The following is a 19,776-nucleotide window of genomic DNA, read 5'->3' as shown; positions in this document are numbered from 1 at the left end:
CGCTGTGCCCACCTTCCGTAACGTCCTCAACTGGCGGCGGTGAATATGCCGCTGCCGCCGTGGGGGAGCCTCGATTCGGGAGAGGACGGCGCCGGTATGGGCTGGGTTACCGACTGGAGTGCGCAGGCTGCCTGCCGCACTACCGATCCGGATGAACTGTTCGTTCAAGGAGCAGCGCAGAACAGGGCCAAGGCGGTGTGCACCGGCTGTCCGGTGCGTACGGAGTGCCTGGCCGACGCGCTGGACAACCGCGTCGAGTTCGGCGTGTGGGGAGGCATGACGGAGCGTGAGCGCCGCGCACTGCTGCGCCGGCGGCCGACCGTGACCTCCTGGCGCCGGCTGCTGGAGACGGCGCGGTCGGAGTACGAGCGCGGCACGGGCGTCGTGCCGCTCAGCGACGACCAGGTCTACGAGGACTACGCCGCGGTGAGCTGAGAGCTCTCGGTGAGGGCTCTCGGGGATCCTCGGCGTGCCCGGCCACGTGACCGGGCGACGCGGCCCACCGGGACGGCGGGCGGGGCCCGCGAAGGGCTCGCCGTGCCTGACGGTCTGGGAGTTCACCGACGCAGGCCCGCGAAGTTTCGAAGCGGGTCCCGAGGCGGTCCCGGGATGGTTCCGGGATGGTTCCGGGGCGCCTGGTGGTGCGCTGAGTGCGACACCGTGCGCGCGTGCGCGGGTGCGGTATGGGCGCCTGCGGCTGCACGCGGATCTGAGCTGTGCCGACGGGCGTACGCGGGCCTGCTGGCGCCTCGATCGCGGGTAGGCCGACCAGGCGGCGCACAGCACGGGGCGCCGACGAGGAGGGGGCGCCCGTCAGGGCGTGTCCGACAGCTCCGTCCGCCCCGCGGCCAGCCGCTCGCCGATGTCCCGCAGGCCCGCGAGGTCGTGGACGTCGCCGGGCAGTGCGGCCACCTCGGCCACCGCCACCTCGGGATGGAGCGCCGTGAAACGGTCACGCGTCCGCCGCTCGCGCGAGAGCAGGCGCATCCGCTCCGCGTGCAGCCTCAGCAGACCGGCCGTGAGACGGTCGACGGAGCGCTCGGCGTCCGCGTCGCCGGTCGTGTCGCCCTCCGCGTCCGCCGTGGTCGGGTCGTCGTCGGGAGCCGCGCCGGTGACGTCCTCGGTGGCGGGGGAGCCTCCGTCGGTGACGTTACGCGCGGGTGATTCTGAACTTCCGTACGTGTCGGGAGAGTTACGAAGTCCAGCTTTCCCGTCCCGCTGATCCACAATGCGGGACTCCTCAAGATTTTCCGCGGCGGCCAGCGCCCGCTCGGCCGACAGCCGGCCGGCCCCGCTGCCGTGCACCCGGTTCAGCACCAGACCGGCCAGCGGCATGTCCTCCGCGGCCAGCCGCTCCACGAAGTACGCGGCCTCCCGCAGCGCGTCCCGCTCCGGGGCGGCGACCACGAGGAACGCCGTCCCCGGCGCCTGGAGCAGCTTGTACGTGGCGTCCGCGCGCGTACGGAACCCGCCGAACATGGAGTCCATCGCCGCCACGAACGTCTGCACGTCCCGCAGCAGCTGACCGCCGAGCACCTTGCCGAGCACGCCGGTCATCATCGACATCCCGACGTTCAGGAACTTCATCCCCGCACGGCCGCCCACCTTCGCCGGGGCCAGCAGCACCCGGATCAGCTTGCCGTCGAGGAAGGAACCGAGCCGCTTGGGCGCGTCCAGGAAGTCCAGCGCGGACCGCGACGGCGGGGTGTCGACCACGATCAGGTCCCACTCGTCCCGCGACCGCAGCTGCCCCAGCTTCTCCATCGCCATGTACTCTTGCGTGCCGGCGAAGCCCGCGGAGAGCGACTGGTAGAAGGGGTTGCCCAGGATCGCGGCGGCCCGCTCGGGGTCCGCGTGCGCCTCGACGATCTCGTCGAAGGTGCGCTTCATGTCGAGCATCATCGCGTGCAGTTCACCGCCCGCGGAGTCGTCGATGCCCTTGACCCGGCGGGGGGTGTTGTCGAGGGAGTCGATGCCCATGGACTGGGCGAGACGGCGTGCCGGGTCGATGGTGAGGACCACCACCTTGCGGCCCCGCTCGGCCGCCCGCAGCCCCAGCGCCGCGGCCGTGGTCGTCTTGCCGACGCCGCCCGAGCCGCAGCACACCACGATCCGGGTGTCCGGGTTCTCGATCAACGGGTCGACCTCGAGCGCGCGGGCGGGCGGGAGGTGCTCACGGCCCGGGTCATGGTCCTGCGCCGGTTCCGGACGACGGCTCATGACATCCCCTGCTTCCGGTGGATCCGACTCGTGACGGGGCCGATGCGGCGGTGACGGTGGTGGGGGCCGCCGGGCACGTGCTTCCGGCGAGGCGTCCGGCCGGTCATGACACGCCCTGTCCGCGCAGCTTCCGCGCCAGCGCGTACAGCCCGGCCAGGTCCATGCCCTCGGCGAGCAGCGGGAGTTCGTGCAGCGGCACCCCCAGATCCGCCAGCACGGCGCGCTGCTCGGTCTCCAGCGCGTACCGCTCGGCGTACTCCTCCGCCTGCGTGAGCAGCGGCTCCACCAGCCGCTCCGCGTGCCCGCCGCGCCGCGCGCCGCCGAGCCCGGCGGAGGACAGCGACCGCGCGACGACGGAACGGGGCACGCTCCCGACGAGGTCCAGATCAGCGGCGTCCAGCACCTGGGGCCGCACCATGTTCACGATGACCCGCCCCACCGGCAGCCGGGCCGCGCGCAGTTCCGCGATGCCGTCCGCGGTCTCCTGGACCGGCATCTCCTCCAGCAGCGTGACCAGGTGCACGGCCGTCTCCGGCGACTTCAGCACCCGCATGACGGCCTGCGCCTGATTGTGTATCGGGCCGATCTTGGCGAGCCCGGCCACCTCGTCGTTGACGTTGAGGAAGCGGGTGATGCGGCCGGTCGGCGGGGCGTCCATCACGACGTAGTCGTAGACGAACCGGCCGCCGCGGTCCTTGCGCCGCACCGCCTCGCACGCCTTGCCGGTGAGCAGCACGTCCCGGACGCCGGGGGCGATGGTGGTGGCGAAGTCGATCGCGCCGAGCTTGCGCAGGGCCCGCCCGGCGCCGCCGAGCTTGTAGAACATCTGGAGGTAGTCCAGAAGGGCCAGTTCGGCGTCGATGGCGAGGGCGTACACCTCCCCGCCCCCGGGAGCGACGGCGATCTTCCGCTCCTCGTACGGCAACGCCTGCGTCTCGAAGAGCTGCGCGATGCCCTGCCGGCCCTCGACCTCGACGAGAAGCGTCCGCTTCCCCTCCTCGGCCAGGGCCAGCGCCAGAGCGGCGGCCACCGTGGTCTTGCCGGTTCCGCCCTTGCCACTCACGACCTGGAGCCTGCTCACGCCTTCGAGCCTAAATGCTCACCGCGCGTGGCGGCGGCTCCGGGTGGTGTTCAGGCCTCGTGTGCCCTCCCGCTCCCGGCCCCGACGGGCGCGACGGCGACGCGGGCGGCGGACGGGGCAGCGGTTAGAGTCGGCCGCATGACGAAGTGGGAATACGCGACTGTGCCGCTGCTGGTCCACGCGACGAAGCAGATTCTGGACACCTGGGGCGAGGACGGCTGGGAGCTCGTCCAGGTCGTGCCCGGGCCGAACAACCCCGAGCAGCTGGTGGCCTACCTGAAGCGCGAGAAGCAGGCATGAGCGGCGCCGTCGAGTCCCGGCTGGCCGAGCTGGGCCTGAGCCTGCCCGAGGTCGTCCCGCCGCTCGCCTCCTACCAGCCGGCGGTCGTCTCCGGCCGGTACGTGTTCACCTCCGGCCAGCTGCCGATGGTGGACGGCAAGCTGCCGGTGACCGGCAAGGTCGGCGCGGAGGTCACCCCCGAGGAGGCCAAGGACCTGGCCCGCACCTGCGCGCTGAACGCGCTCGCCGCGGTCAAGTCCGTCGCCGGCGACCTGGACCGCGTCGCGCGCGTCGTGAAGGTCGTCGGCTTCGTCGCCTCCGCCGCGGACTTCACCGGCCAGCCCGCCGTCGTCAACGGCGCCAGCGAACTCCTCGGCGAGGTCCTCGGCGACAAGGGCGTGCACGCCCGCAGCGCGGTCGGCGTCGCGGTGCTGCCGTTGGACGCCCCGGTCGAGGTCGAGATGCAGGTGGAGCTCACGGAGGCGTAGCCCTCCGGGCGACCGCCCTCTGACGCCCTCCGGGGACCGCCCCCGCCGATCCCGTACACCGCCCCGGCCGGGCGCCCTGCGCCCGGCCGGGGCGACGCGCGTCCGGCCGCCGACTGGGGGCGGTGATGCCGGCCCCGCCGCTGACGACGGCCCTGGCCGCGGCGACTGCGACCGCTGCGGCCGCTGCGGACCGTGGGCGACGGCACGGGCGGCCCGTGCCACCGGGCCGGCGGTCGCCCGGGCCGCCCGCACGTCCGTCCGCCGCCCGCTGCTCCGAACCGGTGACCGCGGTCCCCCGGCCCGTGCCGCCGTGTCGCCGTCCCGGTCGCCCCGAGGGGCACTCGAACATCCGGGCGTCACGGGATAGCCTCCGGCCATGGCGAATGCGCAGGCTGGCGGGCAGTGGTACCCGCCGGAGTGGCCCGAGCGGATCAGAGCGCTGGCGAACGGTGACCTCACACCCGTCACGCCCAAGCGCGCGGCCACCGTCATGCTCCTCAAGGACACCGGCCGCGGACCCGCCGTGCACATGCTGCGCCGCCGTACGTCCATGGCGTTCGCGGGCGGCGCGTACGCCTACCCCGGCGGCGGCGTCGACCCGCGCGACGACGACCGGCACGTCCGCTGGGCCGGACCCTCGCTGGACTGGTGGGCCGACCGGCTCGGCGTGGACCGCGCGGGCGCCCAGGCGATCGTCTGCGCGGCCGTGCGGGAGACCTACGAGGAGGCCGGCGTGCTGCTGGCCGGACCCGCCCCGGACTCCGTGGTCGGCGACACCACCGGCGCGGACTGGGAGGCGGACCGCGCCGCCCTCGTCGCACGCGAGCTGTCCTTCGCGGAGTTCCTCGACCGGCGCGGCCTGGTGCTGCGCTCCGACCTGCTGGGCGCGTGGACGCGCTGGATCACCCCCGAGTTCGAGCCGCGCCGCTACGACACGTGGTTCTTCGTCGCCGCCCTCCCCGAGGGCCAGCGCACCCGCAACGCCTCCACGGAGGCCGACCGCACGGTGTGGATCACCCCGCGCGAGGCGGCCGGCGCGTACGACCGGGGCGAACTGCTGATGATGCCCCCGACCATCGCGACCCTGCGCCAGCTCACCGCGTACGGCACGGCAGCGGAGGCGCTCGGCGCGGCTCCCGCGCGGGACCTCACGCCGGTGCTGGCCTCCGCGCGCCTGGTGGACGGCGAGATCGTCCTCTCCTGGCCCGGGCACGACGAGTTCACCCAGCACATCCCGACCGGGGGAGCACCCGCATGACGGACGCCCACGCACTTCCCGGCCAGCCGCGCGGCGGGGCCCTCTCCGGTCCCGCGACCGCGCGGGCCGTCAACGTGCTGGCGCCGAACCCCTCGGCGATGACCCTGGACGGCACGAACACCTGGATCCTGTCCGAGCCGGACTCCGGCCTCGCCGTCGTCGTCGACCCGGGACCGCTGGACGACGGGCACCTGCGGCACGTCATCGGCACCGCCGAGCAGGCCGGCAAGCGGGTCGCCCTCACCCTGCTGACGCACGGTCATCCCGACCACGCCGAGGGCGCCGCCCGGTTCGCCGAGCTGACCGGCACCAAGGTGCGCGCCCTGGACCCGGCGCTGCGGCTCGGCGACGAGGGGCTGGCCGCGGGGGACGTCGTCACCGTCGGCGGCCTGGAGCTGCGGGTCGTACCGGCCCCCGGCCACACCTCGGACTCCCTGTGCTTCCACCTGCCGGCGGACCGGGCGGTCCTCACCGGCGACACCGTGCTGGGACGCGGCACGACCGTCGTGGCCCACCCCGACGGCCGCCTCGGCGACTACCTGGACACCCTGCGCCGGCTCAGGTCCCTCACCGTCGACGACGGCGTGCACACGGTTCTGCCGGGACACGGGCCGGTGCTGGAGGACGCCCAGGGCGCCGTCGAGTACTACCTCGCGCACCGAGCCCACCGGCTCGCCCAGGTGGAGACGGCCGTCGAGGACGGCCACCGCACCCCGGCCGAGGTCGTCGCCCGCGTCTACGCCGACGTCGACCGCTCCCTGTGGCCGGCCGCGGAGCTGTCGGTGCGGGCGCAGCTGGAGTATCTGGAGGAGCACGGGATCCTCTGACGCACCCGCGCACCCGCGCACCCGCGCACCCGCGCACCCGCGCACCCGCGCACCCGCGCACCCGCGCACGCACCCGCGCCCCCGCGGCCGGGGGCCGTGGGGGCGCGAAGGGAGCCGGGGACGAGGCGTCAGCGGGAACGCTTGGCGAGGCGTTCCACGTCGAGCAGGATCACCGCGCGGGCCTCCAGGCGCAGCCAGCCGCGCTGGGCGAAGTCCGCCAGGGCCTTGTTGACCGTCTCGCGGGACGCGCCGACCAGCTGGGCCAGCTCCTCCTGCGTGAGGTCGTGCACCACGTGGATGCCCTCCTCCGACTGCACGCCGAAGCGGCGGGAGAGGTCCAGCAGGGCGCGCGCGACACGGCCGGGGACGTCGGAGAAGACCAGGTCGGACATGGCGTCGTTGGTCTTGCGCAGACGGCGGGCGACGGCGCGCAGCAGCGCCGTGGCCACCTCGGGGCGGGCGCTCAGCCAGGGCGTCAGGTCGCCGTGGCCCAGGCCCAGCAGCTTCACCTCGGTGAGCGCCGTGGCGGTCGCGGTGCGCGGACCCGGGTCGAAGAGGGACAGCTCACCGATCAGCTCGCCCGGGCCGACCACGGCGAGCATGTTCTCGCGGCCGTCGGGGGAGGTGCGGTGCAGCTTCACCTTGCCCTCGGTGACCACGTACAGGCGGTCGCCCGGGTCGCCCTCGTGGAACAGTGAGTCACCCCTCGCCAGGGTCACCTCACTCATGGAGGCGCGAAGCTCCGCGGCCTGCTCGTCGTCGAGCGCCGCGAAAAGCGGGTTCCGCCGCAGAACGTCGTCCACGAGTTCTCTCCTCTTCGACCTGCTCAGGGGATCTTGATTCCCCCGCGTGTCAGTGGACCGTGGTTCCCATTTTGCCGGGCGGTCCAAACAGTGTGATCTGTCACAAGGATGCCGCACGGGGCGGCCGGGGTATGCGGCAGGGGTCCAATTGGACGCCGGTCCTCGGGGCCCGGGGCGGATGTCCGCGCCGGGCCGTAGGCTGGCCGGGTGTCCAAATCGCCGGTGAGAGCACAGGCCGAGGGGGCTGCGCGGGTGAGTGCAGATCGCGATTCCGCTGTGGGCGAACAGGTCCCCGATGGCGGTAGGGAAACGGCGGAAGCCGTGAGGGAGACCGCCGCCGGGAAGCCCGCGTCCGCAAAGAAGCCCGCGTCGGCCGTGAAGAGAGCGAGCGCCGCGAGGAAGCCCGCGTCGGCTTCCGGGAGGGCGACCGCCTCCGTGCCGGCCGCCCCGGCGAGGACGGTGGCCGCGCACCCGCGCGGCGAGTCCCGTACCGCGCTGGTGCGGCGGGCCCGCCGGATCAACCGTGAGCTCGCCGAGGTGTACCCGTACGCCCACCCCGAGCTGGACTTCGAGAACCCCTTCCAGCTCGTCGTCGCCACCGTGCTGTCGGCCCAGACCACCGACCTGCGCGTCAACCAGACGACCCCCGCGCTGTTCGCGAAGTACCCCGCCCCCGAGGACCTGGCCGCCGCCGACCCGGAGGAGGTGGAGGAGATCCTCCGCCCCACCGGCTTCTTCCGCGCCAAGACCAGGTCGGTCATCGGGCTGTCCAAGGCGCTGGTGGAGGAGTTCGGCGGGGAGGTGCCGGGCCGGCTGGAGGACCTGGTCAAGCTGCCCGGCGTGGGCCGCAAGACCGCGTTCGTCGTGCTCGGCAACGCCTTCGGCCGCCCGGGGATCACCGTCGACACCCACTTCCAGCGCCTGGTGCGCCGCTGGCGCTGGACCGAGCAGACCGACCCCGACAAGATCGAGGCGGAGGTCGGCGCGCTGTTCCCCAAGAGCGACTGGACCGACCTGTCCCACCACGTCATCTGGCACGGCCGCCGCATCTGCCACGCCCGCAAGCCCGCCTGCGGCGCCTGCCCGATCGCCCCGCTCTGCCCGGCCTACGGCGAGGGCGAGACGGACCCGGACAAGGCGAAGAAGCTGCTGAAGTACGAGAAGGCCGGTCAGCCGGGCCAGCGTCTGAGGCCCCCGCAGGCGTATCTGGACGCGGGCGGCAGAGCGGCCCCGCCACTGGGGGCCGGATGAGGGCAGGCCGGGCGCCCCGGTTCTCCGCGGAACGATCTCGGGACCACCGCGCGTTGGACCTGTGCGACGGGGCCGGACGACGGGGGTGGGCATGACGCGTACGAGCGGGACGCAGGGGGGTCCGGTGACCCTCAGCAGGGACGGACTGCCCCCGTGGCTGGACCCGGTGGTCCACGTCGTCGAGACGGTCGCGCCCCGGCAGCTCAGCCGCTTCCTGCCGCCCGGGGACGGCTCGGGACGGCAGTCCGCCGTGCTCATCCTCTTCGGCGAGGGCGAGCGCGGCCCCGAGCTGCTGCTCATGGAGCGGGCCAGTTCGCTGCGCTCGCACGCCGGGCAGCCGTCCTTCCCCGGCGGCGCGCTCGACCCGGAGGACGGCGACCCGCACGGCGACGGCCCGTTGCGGGCGGCGCTGCGCGAGGCGGAGGAGGAGACCGGGCTCGATCCGTCCGGTGTGCAGCTCTTCGGCGTGCTGCCGAAGCTCTACATCCCCGTCAGCGGCTTCGTCGTCACGCCCGTGCTCGGCTGGTGGCGCGAGCCCAGCCCGGTCGGCGTCGTCGATCCGAACGAGACGGCGCGGGTGTTCACCACGCCCGTGGCCGATCTCACCCACCCGGACAACCGTGCGACCGCGATCCACCCCAGCGGCTTCCACGGCCCCGCGTTCCTGGTCGAATCGGCCCTCGTATGGGGGTTCACCGCAGGGGTCATCGACCGGTTGCTGCACTTCGCGGGCTGGGAGCGCCCCTGGGATCGGGACAAGCGGGTCCCGCTGGACTGGAGGGCGTGACAGGGTGGGCGCCGTGCTGCGTAGGACGAGGCGAGGCTTGAATCGGTGAACGTGCTGGACATCGTGCTGCTGGTGGCCGCCGTGTGGTTCGCCGTGGTCGGCTACCGCCAGGGCTTCGTCGTCGGCGTCCTGTCGGTGATCGGATTCCTCGGGGGCGGCCTGATCGCCGTCTACGTGCTGCCCGTCATCTGGGACGCGCTCACGGACGGCTCCGAGGTGAGCACCACCGCCGCCGTCGTGGCGGTCGTGGTCGTCATAGTCTGCGCCTCCGTCGGCCAGGCCCTCACCACGCACCTCGGCAACAAGCTGCGCCGCCACATCACCTGGTCCCCGGCCCGGGCGCTGGACGCCACCGGCGGGGCCCTCGTCAACGTGGTCGCGATGCTCCTGGTCGCCTGGCTGATCGGATCCGCCCTCGCCGGGACGACCCTGCCGACGCTCGGCAAGGAGGTGCGCGGCTCCAAGGTGCTGCTCGGCGTCTCCCGGGCGCTGCCGGACCAGGCCGACATCTGGTTCGCCGACTTCTCCTCCGTCCTCGCGCAGAACGGCTTCCCGCAGGTCTTCAGTCCGTTCGCCAACGAGCCCATCACCGACGTGCGGCCGCCGGACCCGGCGCTGGCGGGCAGCCCCGTCGCCGTCCGCGCGCAGCGCTCCATCGTCAAGGTGACGGGCACCGCGACGAGCTGCGGCAAGGTCCTGGAGGGCACCGGCTTCGTCTTCGACGACCGGCGCATCATGACCAACGCCCATGTGGTGGGCGGTGTCGACGAGCCGGTCGTGCAGATAGGCGGCGAGGGCAGGAAGTACGACGCCACGGTCGTCCTCTACGACTGGAGGCGCGACATCGCCGTCCTCGACGTGCCCGATCTGGACGCGCCCGCGCTGCGGTTCGCCACCGAGGACGCGAGCAGCGGGGACAGCGCCATCGTCGCCGGCTTCCCGGAGAACGGCGCGTACGACGTCCGCGCGGCGCGGCTGCGGGGGCGCATCACGGCCAACGGCCCCGACATCTACCACCGCGGCACGGTCCGCCGTGACGTGTACTCCCTGTTCGCGACGGTCCGTCAGGGCAACTCCGGCGGCCCGCTCCTCACCCCCGAGGGCGAGGTCTACGGCGTCATCTTCGCGAAGTCGCTGGACGACGCCGAGACGGGATACGCGCTGACCGTGGACGAGATCCGCGAGGACATCGCCCGGGGCCGTACCGCCGCCCAGGAGGTGGACAGCGACAAGTGCGCGCTCTGAGCGGGAACCGGGGAGGCGGCCGCCGGGACGTCAGGAACGGCCGGGAGAGCCGTCAGCCGCGCGGATGACGGAGCCGGACGGAGACCCAGCGCGCGCGACGGCGGAGAATGCGCGGGATGCCGACCCTGAGATCCGTAGCTGCCATCTGTGGTGCACCGCCTCGCTGGTGGGAGCCCACACCGCTCGCCGAGCGGCGATTGCGGCTTGCGTCACTGTAGTCGTGCGTCCAGCCCATACCCGGACGTGTGCCCCCGCCCCAAGGTCGATAACCACCTGAGGGGCCGCCAATTGGCCTATGCGCCAGGCAATTGGCGTTCGTAGGACAAGCGTTCAGTCGCCGTGGGTGTGAGCGGTACGGAACGCATCCGTCCGGTCACCGGTCCGGCTCGGGATCCTTCAGCCAGTTGACCAGCTCGGCCGAGAAGGTCACCGGGTCCTCCTCGTGCGGGAAGTGCCCCAAACCGTCGAACAGCCGCCAGCGGTACGGCGCTTCGACGTACTGCCCCGAGCCCGCGGCGCTGCGGGTGCGCACCACCGGGTCCAGCGAGCCGTGCAGATGCAGCGTCGGCACCTGCACCGGGCGCTTCATCCTGCGGTTGAACTGGATGCCGTCCGGGCGGGCCAGCGACCGCACCATCCACCGGTACGGCTCGATCGAGCAGTGCGCCGTGGACGGGATGCACATGGCCCGCCGGTAGATCTCCAGAGCCGTGTCGTCGGGTGGCTGCGGCCCGGACCACTCCTCGATGAGCCGGGCCACCAGCGCCCCGTCGTCCGCGGTGAGCCGCCGCTCCGGGATCCAGGGCCGCTGGAACCCCCAGATGTGCGACTGGGCGGCCGTCTGCCGGGCGTCGGCGAGCATCGAGGAGCGCCAGCGCCGCGGGTGCGGCATCGAGGACACCACGAGCCGCCGTACGAGCTTGGGGCGCATCGCCGCGGCCGTCCAGGCCAGGTATCCGCCCAGGTCGTGACCGACCAGAGCGGCGTCCGGCTCGCCCAGGGAGCGGATGACGCCGGTGACGTCCAGCGCGAGATTGGCCGGATCGTAGCCGCGCGGGGTGCGGTCGCTGCCGCCGACGCCCCGCAGGTCCATGGCGACGGCCCGGAACCCGGCGTCGGCGAGCGCCGTCAGCTGGTGCCGCCAGGTCCACCAGAACTGCGGGAAGCCGTGCAGCAGCAGCACCAGCGGGCCGTCGCCCAGTTCCGCGATGTGGAAGCGGGCGCCGTTGGCGGCGACGTCCCGGTGGACGAGTCCCGGGGCGTCCGGGAGGTCCAGGCGTACGACCGAGGCTGGTTGCGCCGAAGGGGTGGCGGGGTCCGTCATGAGGACGAGCGTGCCACAGCCTCGATGGCCTCGGGGCCGCGGTTCTCGGGAAGGGCGGGACGCGGATGCGGCTTGGCCTTCTGCAGGACGCCGGCCGTTTCCTTCATCGAGGCGGCGACCTTCTGCGGGCCGCGTCCCTTCTTGGCCTTCTTGGCGAAGGTGACGCCGATCAGCGCGAGGACGCCGGCGACGAGGCAGTTGGCCGCGAAGGACAGCAGGAAGCACCAGCCGAGGTTCCAGCCGCTCCAGGCGTGGATGCCGTACGCGAGGGCGAAGTTCAGCATCGGCAGGGAGAACAGGAGCAGCACGCCCGCCGCCATGAACGCGCCGCCGCTGGTCGCGCCCCGCTTCACGTCCTGCCGGAGCTGCGCCTTCGCCAGCGCGATCTCGTCGTGCACCAGCGCCGACATCTCCGCCGTCGCCGTGGCGAACAGCTGGCCGATGCTGCGTTCGGCGCCGACCGGGCTGCCGTCGGGTGCGCTCATCGCGGTCTCCCTCTTCTCCGTACGCCTCGCGTACGTCCGTCGTGCCTGCGCGGGACGGTCCTGACTTTTGTACCGTCCCGTCAGATCATGCCGGACCGTCGTGCGGATCGCCTGCCCCGTCCGGCACTTGCGCAAGCGCGTCACGTTCGGCGGCCTTCTCCCGGGCGAGCTTCCGGTGCTCGGCGGCCTTCTTCTCGAGGATGCGGGCCATGCGCAGGTGGTACTCCGGGTCGTCCTGCTCGTAGACGTCGGGCACGCCGTCGAGGTCCTCGTCCCGCTCCTCCTCGTCGGCCAGCTTGCGGTACTTGGCGTTCCGCATCTTCAGCAGGACGGTCGCCAGGGCGGTGGCGATCAGCGAACCGGTGAGGACGGCGGCCTTCACGCTGTCCGTCATCGTCGCGTCGCCCTCGAAGGCCAGCTCCCCGATGAGCAGCGACACCGTGAAGCCGATGCCGGCGAGCGCCGCCACCGCGAGCACGTCGGCCCAGGCCAGGTCGTCACTGAGCGAGGCACGCGTGAAACGGGACGTCAGCCAGGTGCCGCCGAAGATGCCGAGCGTCTTGCCGACGACCAGACCGAGGACGACACCGAGCGTCTCGGGCTGCGTGAACACCTTCGCGAGCGCGTCGCCGGAGACCGTGACACCCGCGCTGAACAGGGCGAACAGCGGGACCGCGAGCCCCGCCGACAACGGCCGGACGCGGTGCTCGATGTGCTCGCCGGGGGAGTGCTCCTCGCCCTCCTCGCGGTGGCAGCGCAGCATCAGGCCCATCGCGACACCGGCGATGGTGGCGTGGACGCCGCTGTTGTACATCAGCCCCCAGATCGCCACGGCCAGCGGCACGTACAGGTACCAGCCGCGCACCCGCTTGCGCAGCAGCAGCCAGAAGAGCAGCAGGCCCGCGGCGGCGCCGCCGAGCGCCGCGAAGTTCAGCTGGTCGGTGAAGAAGAGCGCGATGATCAGGATCGCGAAGAGGTCGTCGACGACCGCGAGGGTGAGGAGGAAGGCGCGCAGCGCGCTGGGCAGCGAGGTGCCGATGACGGCGAGCACGGCCAGCGCGAACGCGATGTCGGTGGCGGTGGGCACGGCCCAGCCGGCGAGGGAGCCGCCGCCCAGACCGTTGGTCAGCGTGTAGACCAGCGCGGGCACGATCATGCCGCACAGGGCGGCGACGACGGGGAGCGCGGCGGCCTTGGGGTCGCGCAGGTCACCGGCGACCAGTTCCCGCTTGAGCTCGATGCCGGCGACGAAGAAGAAGACGGCGAGCAGGCCGTCGGCGGCCCAGTGCGCCACGGACAGGTTCAGCCCGAGCGACTCGGGGCCGAAGTGCCAGTGGCTGACGCTCCCGTAGCTGTCCTGCAGCGCGGGTATGTTCGCCCACACCAGCGCGGCGACGGCGGCGAGCAGCAGCAGGACGCCGCCCACGGTCTCGGTGCGGAGGGCCTCCGCGACGAAGTTCCGTTCGGGCAGCGAGAGGCGGCCGAAGGCCTTGCGGGGGGTGGGGGTGGGGGCGCTCACAGCGTGTTCCTCCGGTCGGTGGGCAGCACGAATCGCGTGCCGACCAGACTTCCCGGCGCTCCATGAGACAGCGTGTTGTGCTCTTGAGCCTAGCCAACGCGTGCGTGGGCCGCACCAGCGGCATCGAGAAGCCGGGCGCGGGGGCGCCGCCGGGGCTCTGAGGGTGAAGCAGGCGGGGGGAATCGCGCTGACCTGCGGCAACGGTGTCAGGCGGGGTGCCGCCGTCCGGCCGCGACCAGGCGGTGCGAAGCGGTGTGACGTGGCTCGCCTCACAGTGCGGGGCCGAGGCCTGAGGGCGAGACGCACGGCCGACGTGCCCTCAGTCCTTCCCGGAGGCCAGGGCCCTCTTCCTCGCCTCGATCTCTTCCAGGGTGGTCACGCGCAGGCGCCGCCGTCCGCGGGCGGCGCGTCCCTGCCCGGCCCCGGCCGGGGCGGTGGTCGTCCTCCCGGGCGTCGTCTCCTCTGCGGCCGGCCGGGGAGCGGCGGGCTTCCCGGCGCCGCCGAGCAGCGCCTCCAGAGGGCGGGCGCAGACGGCGCACAGGTCTGTCTTGAGGGTCCTGCCGTCGGCCGACGCGATCGTGTAGGTGGCGGCAGGTGTCCGCCGGTCCACGTCACACGCGATGACCTGCATCTTCATACCCGCCCCTGCCCGTGATGACCGCCCTCAGGTTACCGGTGTGAGGATCCGGTGAGCGTGCGGGATACCGTGACCCGAGTCGTTGCGGGGCGGGGAAGGGCCGTGCGACGGAAGCAGGAGGGGCCGTGCCGAAGCGCAAGATCGTGGATGAGGGTGAGGTCATCCGCTGGTTCGAGGAGGGGTGGACCTACCAGCAGATGATCGACGAGTACCGGAGGAAGTACGGGATCGAGACCGTCTCTTCCATGTGGGGGAACTTCCGGTACCGCAAGGGCCTGAGCAGGCGTATCGCCCGGGACGACGACCTGATCCCCTGGGCTGTGAAACCCGAGCACCGGCACCAGTACCCGCTGGCGATGCTGCGGGTGGAGGGCCGGCGCCGTGCGGGCATGGACCTGGACGGGAACGCGGCCAGACGACTGGAGTCCTGGACACGAACGCTGGCGGAGGAGAACGCCGTCGTCCACTACGACCCCGACACGGAGGAAGGTTTCTTCTACGTGCCTCGTGAACCCCAGGACGACGACCTGATCCGTCGGCCCCGGCGCAAGACGACCCTGCGCCGCAACGCTGACGAGCGCCGGGACACGTAAGGGGCGGGCGGGGACGCGCGCTGCCTCGAGCGGGGGACACGAGCCGCCTCGAGCAGGGACACGCGTCGCGGAGCGCGGGGAGCGGGCCGGGCCGCGTGCACAGGGTGGCCGGGCGCGCACGGCCACCCGGCCGGCGTGACGGTGCCGACCGACGCCGGGGCATGGCGGTGCGGACCGGCGACGGGGCATGGCGGTGCGGACCGGCGACGGGGCATGGCGGTGCGGACCGGCGACGGGCGGGGTGTCGGACGGTGTCCCCGTAGGTGAGGGTCGCGGGCGACCCGGGGGCGGGGACACCGCCGTCGACACACCCGCCCGTGGCAGGCCTGCCGTTCTAGTCCTCGCTCGGCGCGGCCGGCAGCTTCGCCTGGATGAGGTCCATGACCGTGGAGTCCGTCAGCGTGGTGACGTCCCCGAGCTGGCGGTTCTCCGCGACGTCCCGCAGCAGGCGGCGCATGATCTTGCCGGAGCGGGTCTTCGGCAGCTCGGCCACCGGCAGGATCCGCTTCGGCTTGGCGATCGGGCCGAGCGTGGCGCCCACGTGGTTGCGCAGCTCGCCGACGAGGTCCTCGCTCTCCGCCGCCGTGCCGCGCAGGATCACGAAGGCGACGATCGCCTGGCCGGTCGTCTCGTCGGTCGCGCCCACGACGGCCGCCTCGGCGACCGCAGGGTGGGAGACCAGCGCGGACTCGACCTCCGTGGTGGAGATGTTGTGGCCGGACACCAGCATCACGTCGTCCACCCGGCCGAGCAGCCAGATGTCGCCGTCGTCGTCCTTCTTCGCGCCGTCACCGGCGAAGTACTTGCCCTCGAAGCGTGACCAGTAGGTGTCGAGGAACCGCTGGTCGTCGCCCCAGATGGTGCGCAGCATCGACGGCCACGGCTCGGTCAGCACCAGGTAGCCACCGCCGCCGTCGGGCACCTCGTTCGCCTCGTCGTCCACGACCGTGGCGGAGATGCCCGGCAGCGGGGTCTGGGCGGAACCCGGCTTGGCGGAGGTCACGCCCGGCAGCGGCGAGACCATGATGCCGCCGGTCTCGGTCTGCCACCACGTGTCGACGACCGGGGTGCGGTCGGCGCCGATGTTCTTGCGGTACCAGATCCACGCCTCGGGGTTGATCGGCTCGCCGACGGAGCCGAGCACCCGCAGCGACGACAGGTCGAACTTCGCGGGGATGTCGTCGCCCCACTTCATGAACGTCCGGATCGCGGTGGGCGCCGTGTAGAGGATCGTCACGCCGTACTTCTGCACGATCTCCCAGAAGCGGCCCTGGTGGGGCGTGTCCGGGGTGCCCTCGTACATGACCTGGGTGGCGCCGTTGGCGAGCGGCCCGTAGACGATGTACGAGTGCCCGGTGACCCAGCCGACGTCGGCCGTGCACCAGTAGACGTCGGTCTCCGGCTTGAGGTCGAACACCGCCCAGTGCGTGTACGCGATCTGGGTCAGGTAGCCGCCGGAGGTGTGCAGGATGCCCTTCGGCTTACCCGTGGTGCCCGAGGTGTAGAGGATGAACAGCGGGTGCTCGGCCCCGAACGCCTCCGGGGTGTGCTCCGTGCTCTGCCGGTCGACCACGTCGTGCCACCACACGTCGCGGCCCTCGGTCCAGGCGACGTCCTGGCCGGTGCGGCGGACGACGAGGACGTGCTCGACGCTCTCCACCCGGCTGACGGCCTCGTCCACGGCCGGCTTCAGGGCGGACGGCTTGCCGCGCCGGTAGCCGCCGTCGGCCGTGATGACGACCCGCGCGTCGGCGTCCTGGATGCGGGTGGCGAGCGCGTCCGCCGAGAAGCCGCCGAAGACCACGGAGTGCGCGGCGCCGATGCGGGCGCAGGCCAGCATCGCGACGGCGGTCTCCGGGATCATCGGCATGTAGACGGCGACCCGGTCGCCCTTGCGGACCCCGAGCTCCAGGAGGGCGTTGGCGGCCTTGGACACCTCGTCCTTGAGCTGGGCGTAGGTGAGGGTGCGGCTGTCGCCCGGCTCGCCCTCGAAGTGGATCGCGACCCGGTCCCCGTGCCCGGCCTCCACGTGCCGGTCGACGCAGTTGTAGGCGACGTTGAGCTCGCCGTCCTGGAACCACTTGGCGAACGGCGGGTTCGACCAGTCGAGCGTCTCGGTGGGCTCCTTGGCCCAGGTCAGCCGACGGGCCTGCTCGGCCCAGAAGCCGAGCCGGTCAGCCTTGGCCTGTTCATACGCCTCCGCGGTGACGTTGGCGTTCGCGGCCAGGTCGGCGGGGGGCGCGAAACGTCGCTCCTCCTTCAGAAGGTTGGCCAGGCTTTCATTGCTCACGGCATCTGCCTTTCCCAGGGTGTCCGTTGTGTCCCAAGCCACAGCTCATCAGACCTGGGGGCACGCTGACAAGGGTCGACGGGAAAATGGTTTAGACCTGTTGTGGTCGTGTCGCGCTGGAGCCCGACACTCCTTCCCACGGGGCGGGAGGCGTCCCGGTTCAAGAGGTGTAACGCCTCTCACACGCGGGTGCGCCTCACACCGCCAGGTCCACCTCGCGTACCCGGTCGAAGACCCTTTCCCCCTCCTGTTCGGTGAGCAGATACGCCTGGGCCTCACCCACGTGGAAGTACAGCCCGTGCAGTTCGAGGGCCCCTTCCTTCAGGGCGCGGGCGACCGGTTCGTGGGCGCGCAGATGCTCCAGCTGCTGGACCACGTTGGTCAGGCAGAGCTGCTCGATGTCGTCGGCGGGGGCCCGCCCGGCCAGGCGGGGCGCGGGCGTGCCGGTGTCGTGCAGCCGCTCCAGGCTCGGCCCGCCGTGCCGCAGCCAGCGTCCGAGCGGCGTGGCGGCCGGTGAGGCGGGGCGGGAGCCGAGCAGGGCCTGCATGGCGCCGCATCCGGAGTGGCCGCACACCGTGATCGACCGCACCGCCAGTACGTCGACGGCGTACTCGATGGCGGCGGCCACCGAGTCGTCGCCGCTCTCCGCGCCGGGCGGCGGCACGAGATTGCCGACGTTGCGCACCACGAAGAGGTCGCCGGGGCCGCTGGAGGTGATCATCGAGGTGACCACACGGGAGTCCGCGCAGGTCAGGAACAGCTGCGAGGGCCGCTGCCCTTCTCGCGCCAGCCGGGCCAGCTCGTCGCGCACCAGGGGCGCCGTTCTGCGCTGGAACGTGCTCAGTCCGCGGACGAGTTGACGGCTGCCCGGGGTGCGCCTGCGGGGCGGGGCGCCGGGACCGGCGGGCTGCTGTGCTGCGCCGCTCACGGCCGTCGCGTCCGGCTCGGCCTCGGGGCCGGGCGCGGGCCGGTCGCACTGGTGGTTGCGCCAGGCCGTCCAGGGGCGGCAACGGCAGTCGCCGGCGGTCCCGGAGGACTCCGCGCCGGATGCCGGTCCGGGGGCGAGGGACCCGGGCTCGGCGATCCGGACCCCGGAGTGCCGGCCCGTGATCTCCACGGTGCCGCCCCGCGCGGTGTGCGTGCTCTGCCAGTCCTGCAGCGCCTCGTACGCCGCGTGGTCCATGAAGGAGCCGTCCAACGTCACCACCGCGTCGGCGCCTTGGGGCACCAGATGCAACGCCCGGCTCAGCCTGGGCACCGCGAGGAACGTCAGCTGTCCGCGCACATGGACGTGATGGACGCCGCTGTCCTCCGTGTGGGCGATCCGGGTGCGGGTGAGCCGGTGCAGGGCCACGCCGACAGCCACGGCGATGCCGAGCGCAACGCCCTCCAGCACGCCGAAGGAGATCACGCCGAGGGCGGTGACGACGTAGACCAGGACCTCGCGGTGGCGGGTCACCGTACGGATGTGGTGCAGGGACACCATCCGGATGCCGACGGCCATGACCAGGGTGGCGAGCGAGGCGAGCGGGATCAGCTCCAGCAGCGGGACCAGGAGCAGTGCGGCCGCCACCACCAGGACGCCGTGGATCATCGTGGAGTTCCGGCTGACGGCGCCCGCGTGGACGTTCGCCGTGCTGCGGACGGCGACCCCGGCCACCGGCAGGCCGCCGAGGGAGCCGGAGACGATGTTGGCCGTGCCCTGCCCGAGCAGCTCCCGGTCCAGGTCGGAGCGGATGACGGTCCGCGCGCCGGGGCGGGCGGACGCCAGCTTGTCCACGGCCACCGCGCCGAGCAGCGACTGCACGCTGCACACCAGCGTCGTGGTCAGCACGGCCGCGACGAGGCCGAGCACGGGGCCTTCGGGCAGCCCGGCCAGGGCGTGACTGCGCCAGGAGGGCAGGTCCACCACGGGCAGCGCCAGTCCGGCCGCCGCGGCGACCGCGGTGGTGCCGGCGACGGCGACGAGGGCGGTCGGCACCCGCCGCAGCAGGTGTCCGGCGCGGCCGGGCAGCCGGGGCCAGAGGACCAGGGCGGCCAGGGTCAGCACGCTCACTGTGAGGGCGGCGGGGTCGAGACGCGCCAACTGGGCGGGCAGGGCGCGGAGGTTGTCGGGCACGGAGCTCTGCGGCTCGCCCCCGAGGACGATGTGCACCTGGGCGACGGCGATGGTGACGCCGATCCCGGCGAGCATGCCGTGCACGATCGCGGGACTCACGGCGAGGGCGCCGCGCGCCACGCGCAGACAGCCGAGCCCGAGCTGGGCGAGGCCGGCGAGGACGGTGATGGCGCAGGTGGTGCGCCATCCGTACTGGTGGATGAGGTCGGCGGTGACGACCGTGAGTCCCGCCGCCGGGCCGCTCACCTGAAGTGGAGAGCCGCCGAGCCGTCCGGCGACGATCCCGCCCACGGCCGCGGCGACGAGGCCGGCCTGGAGGGGCGCGCCGGTGGCGAGGGCGATGCCGAGCGACAGGGGGAGGGCGATGAGGAAGACCGCGACGGCGGCCGAGAGGTCGGCGCCCGCGACGCGGAAGCGCCGGCGGCGACGGCCGGGCGGCGGGCTGTGCGGTGGATGGGCTTGCTCGGTGTGCGCCGAGTCGGTGGTGCCGGCGGGAACGCAGGCTGACATGGATTCCCGTCTCCTTCGGGTCTGCGCGGTCGCGTGACAGTGGGGCCCGCTCGGGCCAAG

The 19,776-nt window shown here is 72.9% G+C and carries 19 protein-coding genes; 9 read left to right on the top strand and 10 right to left on the bottom strand.

The window, feature by feature from the left end; genetic code table 11:
- The first annotated feature begins 96 nt into the window (after positions 1-96).
- Entirely contained in the window at positions 97-435 is a 339-nt protein-coding gene (wblA, locus tag C1708_RS15200) for a transcriptional regulator WblA (protein WP_198602505.1), read from the top strand.
- A gap of 378 nt (positions 436-813) precedes the next feature.
- Here wblA and bagB read toward each other — a convergent pair whose 3' ends face one another.
- Both bagB and bagA read right to left on the bottom strand, forming a co-directional pair.
- Positions 814-2,220 carry an ATPase BagB gene (bagB, locus tag C1708_RS15195; RefSeq protein ID WP_106413186.1) on the bottom strand — a complete coding sequence of 469 codons (1,407 nt, stop codon included), beginning with the start codon at positions 2,218-2,220 and terminating at the stop codon, positions 814-816.
- A 103-nt stretch (positions 2,221-2,323) separates the two neighbouring features.
- Positions 2,324-3,301: an ATPase BagA gene (bagA, locus tag C1708_RS15190; protein ID WP_106413185.1), complete on the bottom strand. Its 978-nt coding sequence runs from the start codon at positions 3,299-3,301 to the stop codon at positions 2,324-2,326.
- A gap of 138 nt (positions 3,302-3,439) precedes the next feature.
- Here bagA and sp36 point away from each other — a divergent pair, with 138 nt between their 5' ends.
- From sp36 to C1708_RS15170, 4 genes are all read left to right on the top strand, one after another.
- Positions 3,440-3,601 (top strand): Sp36 family protein, encoded by a 162-nt coding sequence (gene sp36 / locus C1708_RS15185; RefSeq protein WP_003975360.1) that lies wholly within the window; start codon positions 3,440-3,442, stop codon positions 3,599-3,601.
- Positions 3,598-4,068, top strand: a complete 471-nt coding sequence (locus C1708_RS15180) for a RidA family protein (protein ID WP_106413184.1) — start codon at positions 3,598-3,600, stop codon at positions 4,066-4,068. Before sp36 ends, C1708_RS15180 begins: the two co-directional genes overlap by 4 nt.
- Before the next feature lie 376 nt (positions 4,069-4,444).
- Entirely contained in the window at positions 4,445-5,326 is an 882-nt protein-coding gene (locus tag C1708_RS15175) for an NUDIX hydrolase (RefSeq protein ID WP_106413183.1), read from the top strand.
- A complete protein-coding gene (locus tag C1708_RS15170; RefSeq protein WP_106413182.1) occupies positions 5,323-6,153 on the top strand; it encodes an MBL fold metallo-hydrolase in 831 nt (276 codons plus the stop codon). The genes C1708_RS15175 and C1708_RS15170 overlap by 4 nt, the downstream gene beginning before the upstream one ends.
- A gap of 128 nt (positions 6,154-6,281) precedes the next feature.
- Here C1708_RS15170 and C1708_RS15165 read toward each other — a convergent pair whose 3' ends face one another.
- Positions 6,282-6,956 carry a Crp/Fnr family transcriptional regulator gene (locus tag C1708_RS15165; RefSeq protein ID WP_006132548.1) on the bottom strand — a complete coding sequence of 225 codons (675 nt, stop codon included), beginning with the start codon at positions 6,954-6,956 and terminating at the stop codon, positions 6,282-6,284.
- Positions 6,957-7,277: 321 nt separating this feature from the next.
- Between C1708_RS15165 and nth the strand changes: the two genes are divergently transcribed.
- The 3 genes from nth to C1708_RS15150 all read left to right on the top strand — a co-directional run bounded on the left by nth (position 7,278) and on the right by C1708_RS15150 (position 10,239).
- Complete coding sequence (nth, locus tag C1708_RS15160; protein ID WP_241911258.1) at positions 7,278-8,207, top strand: endonuclease III; 930 nt, start codon at positions 7,278-7,280, stop codon at positions 8,205-8,207.
- Positions 8,208-8,298: 91 nt separating this feature from the next.
- Positions 8,299-8,994 (top strand): NUDIX hydrolase, encoded by a 696-nt coding sequence (locus C1708_RS15155; protein ID WP_106416312.1) that lies wholly within the window; start codon positions 8,299-8,301, stop codon positions 8,992-8,994.
- 45 nt (positions 8,995-9,039) lie between these two features.
- Positions 9,040-10,239, top strand: coding sequence for a MarP family serine protease (locus C1708_RS15150; RefSeq protein ID WP_106413181.1), 1,200 nt, complete (start codon positions 9,040-9,042; stop codon positions 10,237-10,239).
- A gap of 52 nt (positions 10,240-10,291) precedes the next feature.
- On the opposite strand, the gene C1708_RS35070 is transcribed toward C1708_RS15150, so the two are convergent.
- From C1708_RS35070 to C1708_RS15125, 5 genes are all read right to left on the bottom strand, one after another.
- Positions 10,292-10,474 carry a hypothetical protein gene (locus C1708_RS35070; protein WP_078492825.1) on the bottom strand — a complete coding sequence of 61 codons (183 nt, stop codon included), beginning with the start codon at positions 10,472-10,474 and terminating at the stop codon, positions 10,292-10,294.
- A 138-nt stretch (positions 10,475-10,612) separates the two neighbouring features.
- Positions 10,613-11,563, bottom strand: coding sequence for an alpha/beta fold hydrolase (locus C1708_RS15140; RefSeq protein ID WP_106413180.1), 951 nt, complete (start codon positions 11,561-11,563; stop codon positions 10,613-10,615).
- Positions 11,560-12,048: a phage holin family protein gene (locus C1708_RS15135; RefSeq protein WP_106413179.1), complete on the bottom strand. Its 489-nt coding sequence runs from the start codon at positions 12,046-12,048 to the stop codon at positions 11,560-11,562. The genes C1708_RS15140 and C1708_RS15135 overlap by 4 nt, the downstream gene beginning before the upstream one ends.
- A gap of 85 nt (positions 12,049-12,133) precedes the next feature.
- Positions 12,134-13,567: a Na+/H+ antiporter NhaA gene (gene nhaA, locus C1708_RS15130; RefSeq protein ID WP_106413178.1), complete on the bottom strand. Its 1,434-nt coding sequence runs from the start codon at positions 13,565-13,567 to the stop codon at positions 12,134-12,136.
- A gap of 319 nt (positions 13,568-13,886) precedes the next feature.
- On the bottom strand, positions 13,887-14,204 hold the full coding sequence (locus C1708_RS15125; RefSeq protein WP_106413177.1) for a hypothetical protein: 318 nt from the start codon (positions 14,202-14,204) through the stop codon (positions 13,887-13,889).
- Between the two features lie 125 nt (positions 14,205-14,329).
- On the opposite strand from C1708_RS15125, the gene C1708_RS15120 reads away from it, so the two are divergent.
- Positions 14,330-14,797 carry a hypothetical protein gene (locus C1708_RS15120; protein ID WP_106413176.1) on the top strand — a complete coding sequence of 156 codons (468 nt, stop codon included), beginning with the start codon at positions 14,330-14,332 and terminating at the stop codon, positions 14,795-14,797.
- A gap of 334 nt (positions 14,798-15,131) precedes the next feature.
- Here the strand turns inward: C1708_RS15120 and acs are convergent, their stop codons facing one another.
- A complete protein-coding gene (acs, locus tag C1708_RS15115) occupies positions 15,132-17,087 on the bottom strand; it encodes an acetate--CoA ligase (RefSeq protein ID WP_106413175.1) in 1,956 nt (651 codons plus the stop codon).
- Between the two features lie 196 nt (positions 17,088-17,283).
- The gene (locus C1708_RS15110; protein WP_106413174.1) at positions 17,284-19,716 is read right to left on the bottom strand and encodes a SulP family inorganic anion transporter; all 2,433 of its coding nucleotides are present in this window, start codon (positions 19,714-19,716) and stop codon (positions 17,284-17,286) included.
- Positions 19,717-19,776 lie beyond the last annotated feature (60 nt).

The sequence above is a fragment of the Streptomyces sp. DH-12 genome, from assembly GCF_002899455.1.
GTDB lineage: Bacteria > Actinomycetota > Actinomycetes > Streptomycetales > Streptomycetaceae > Streptomyces.
Note: the sequence above shows the minus strand (reverse complement) of the source record. Positions and strands in the feature narration are given on the sequence as shown.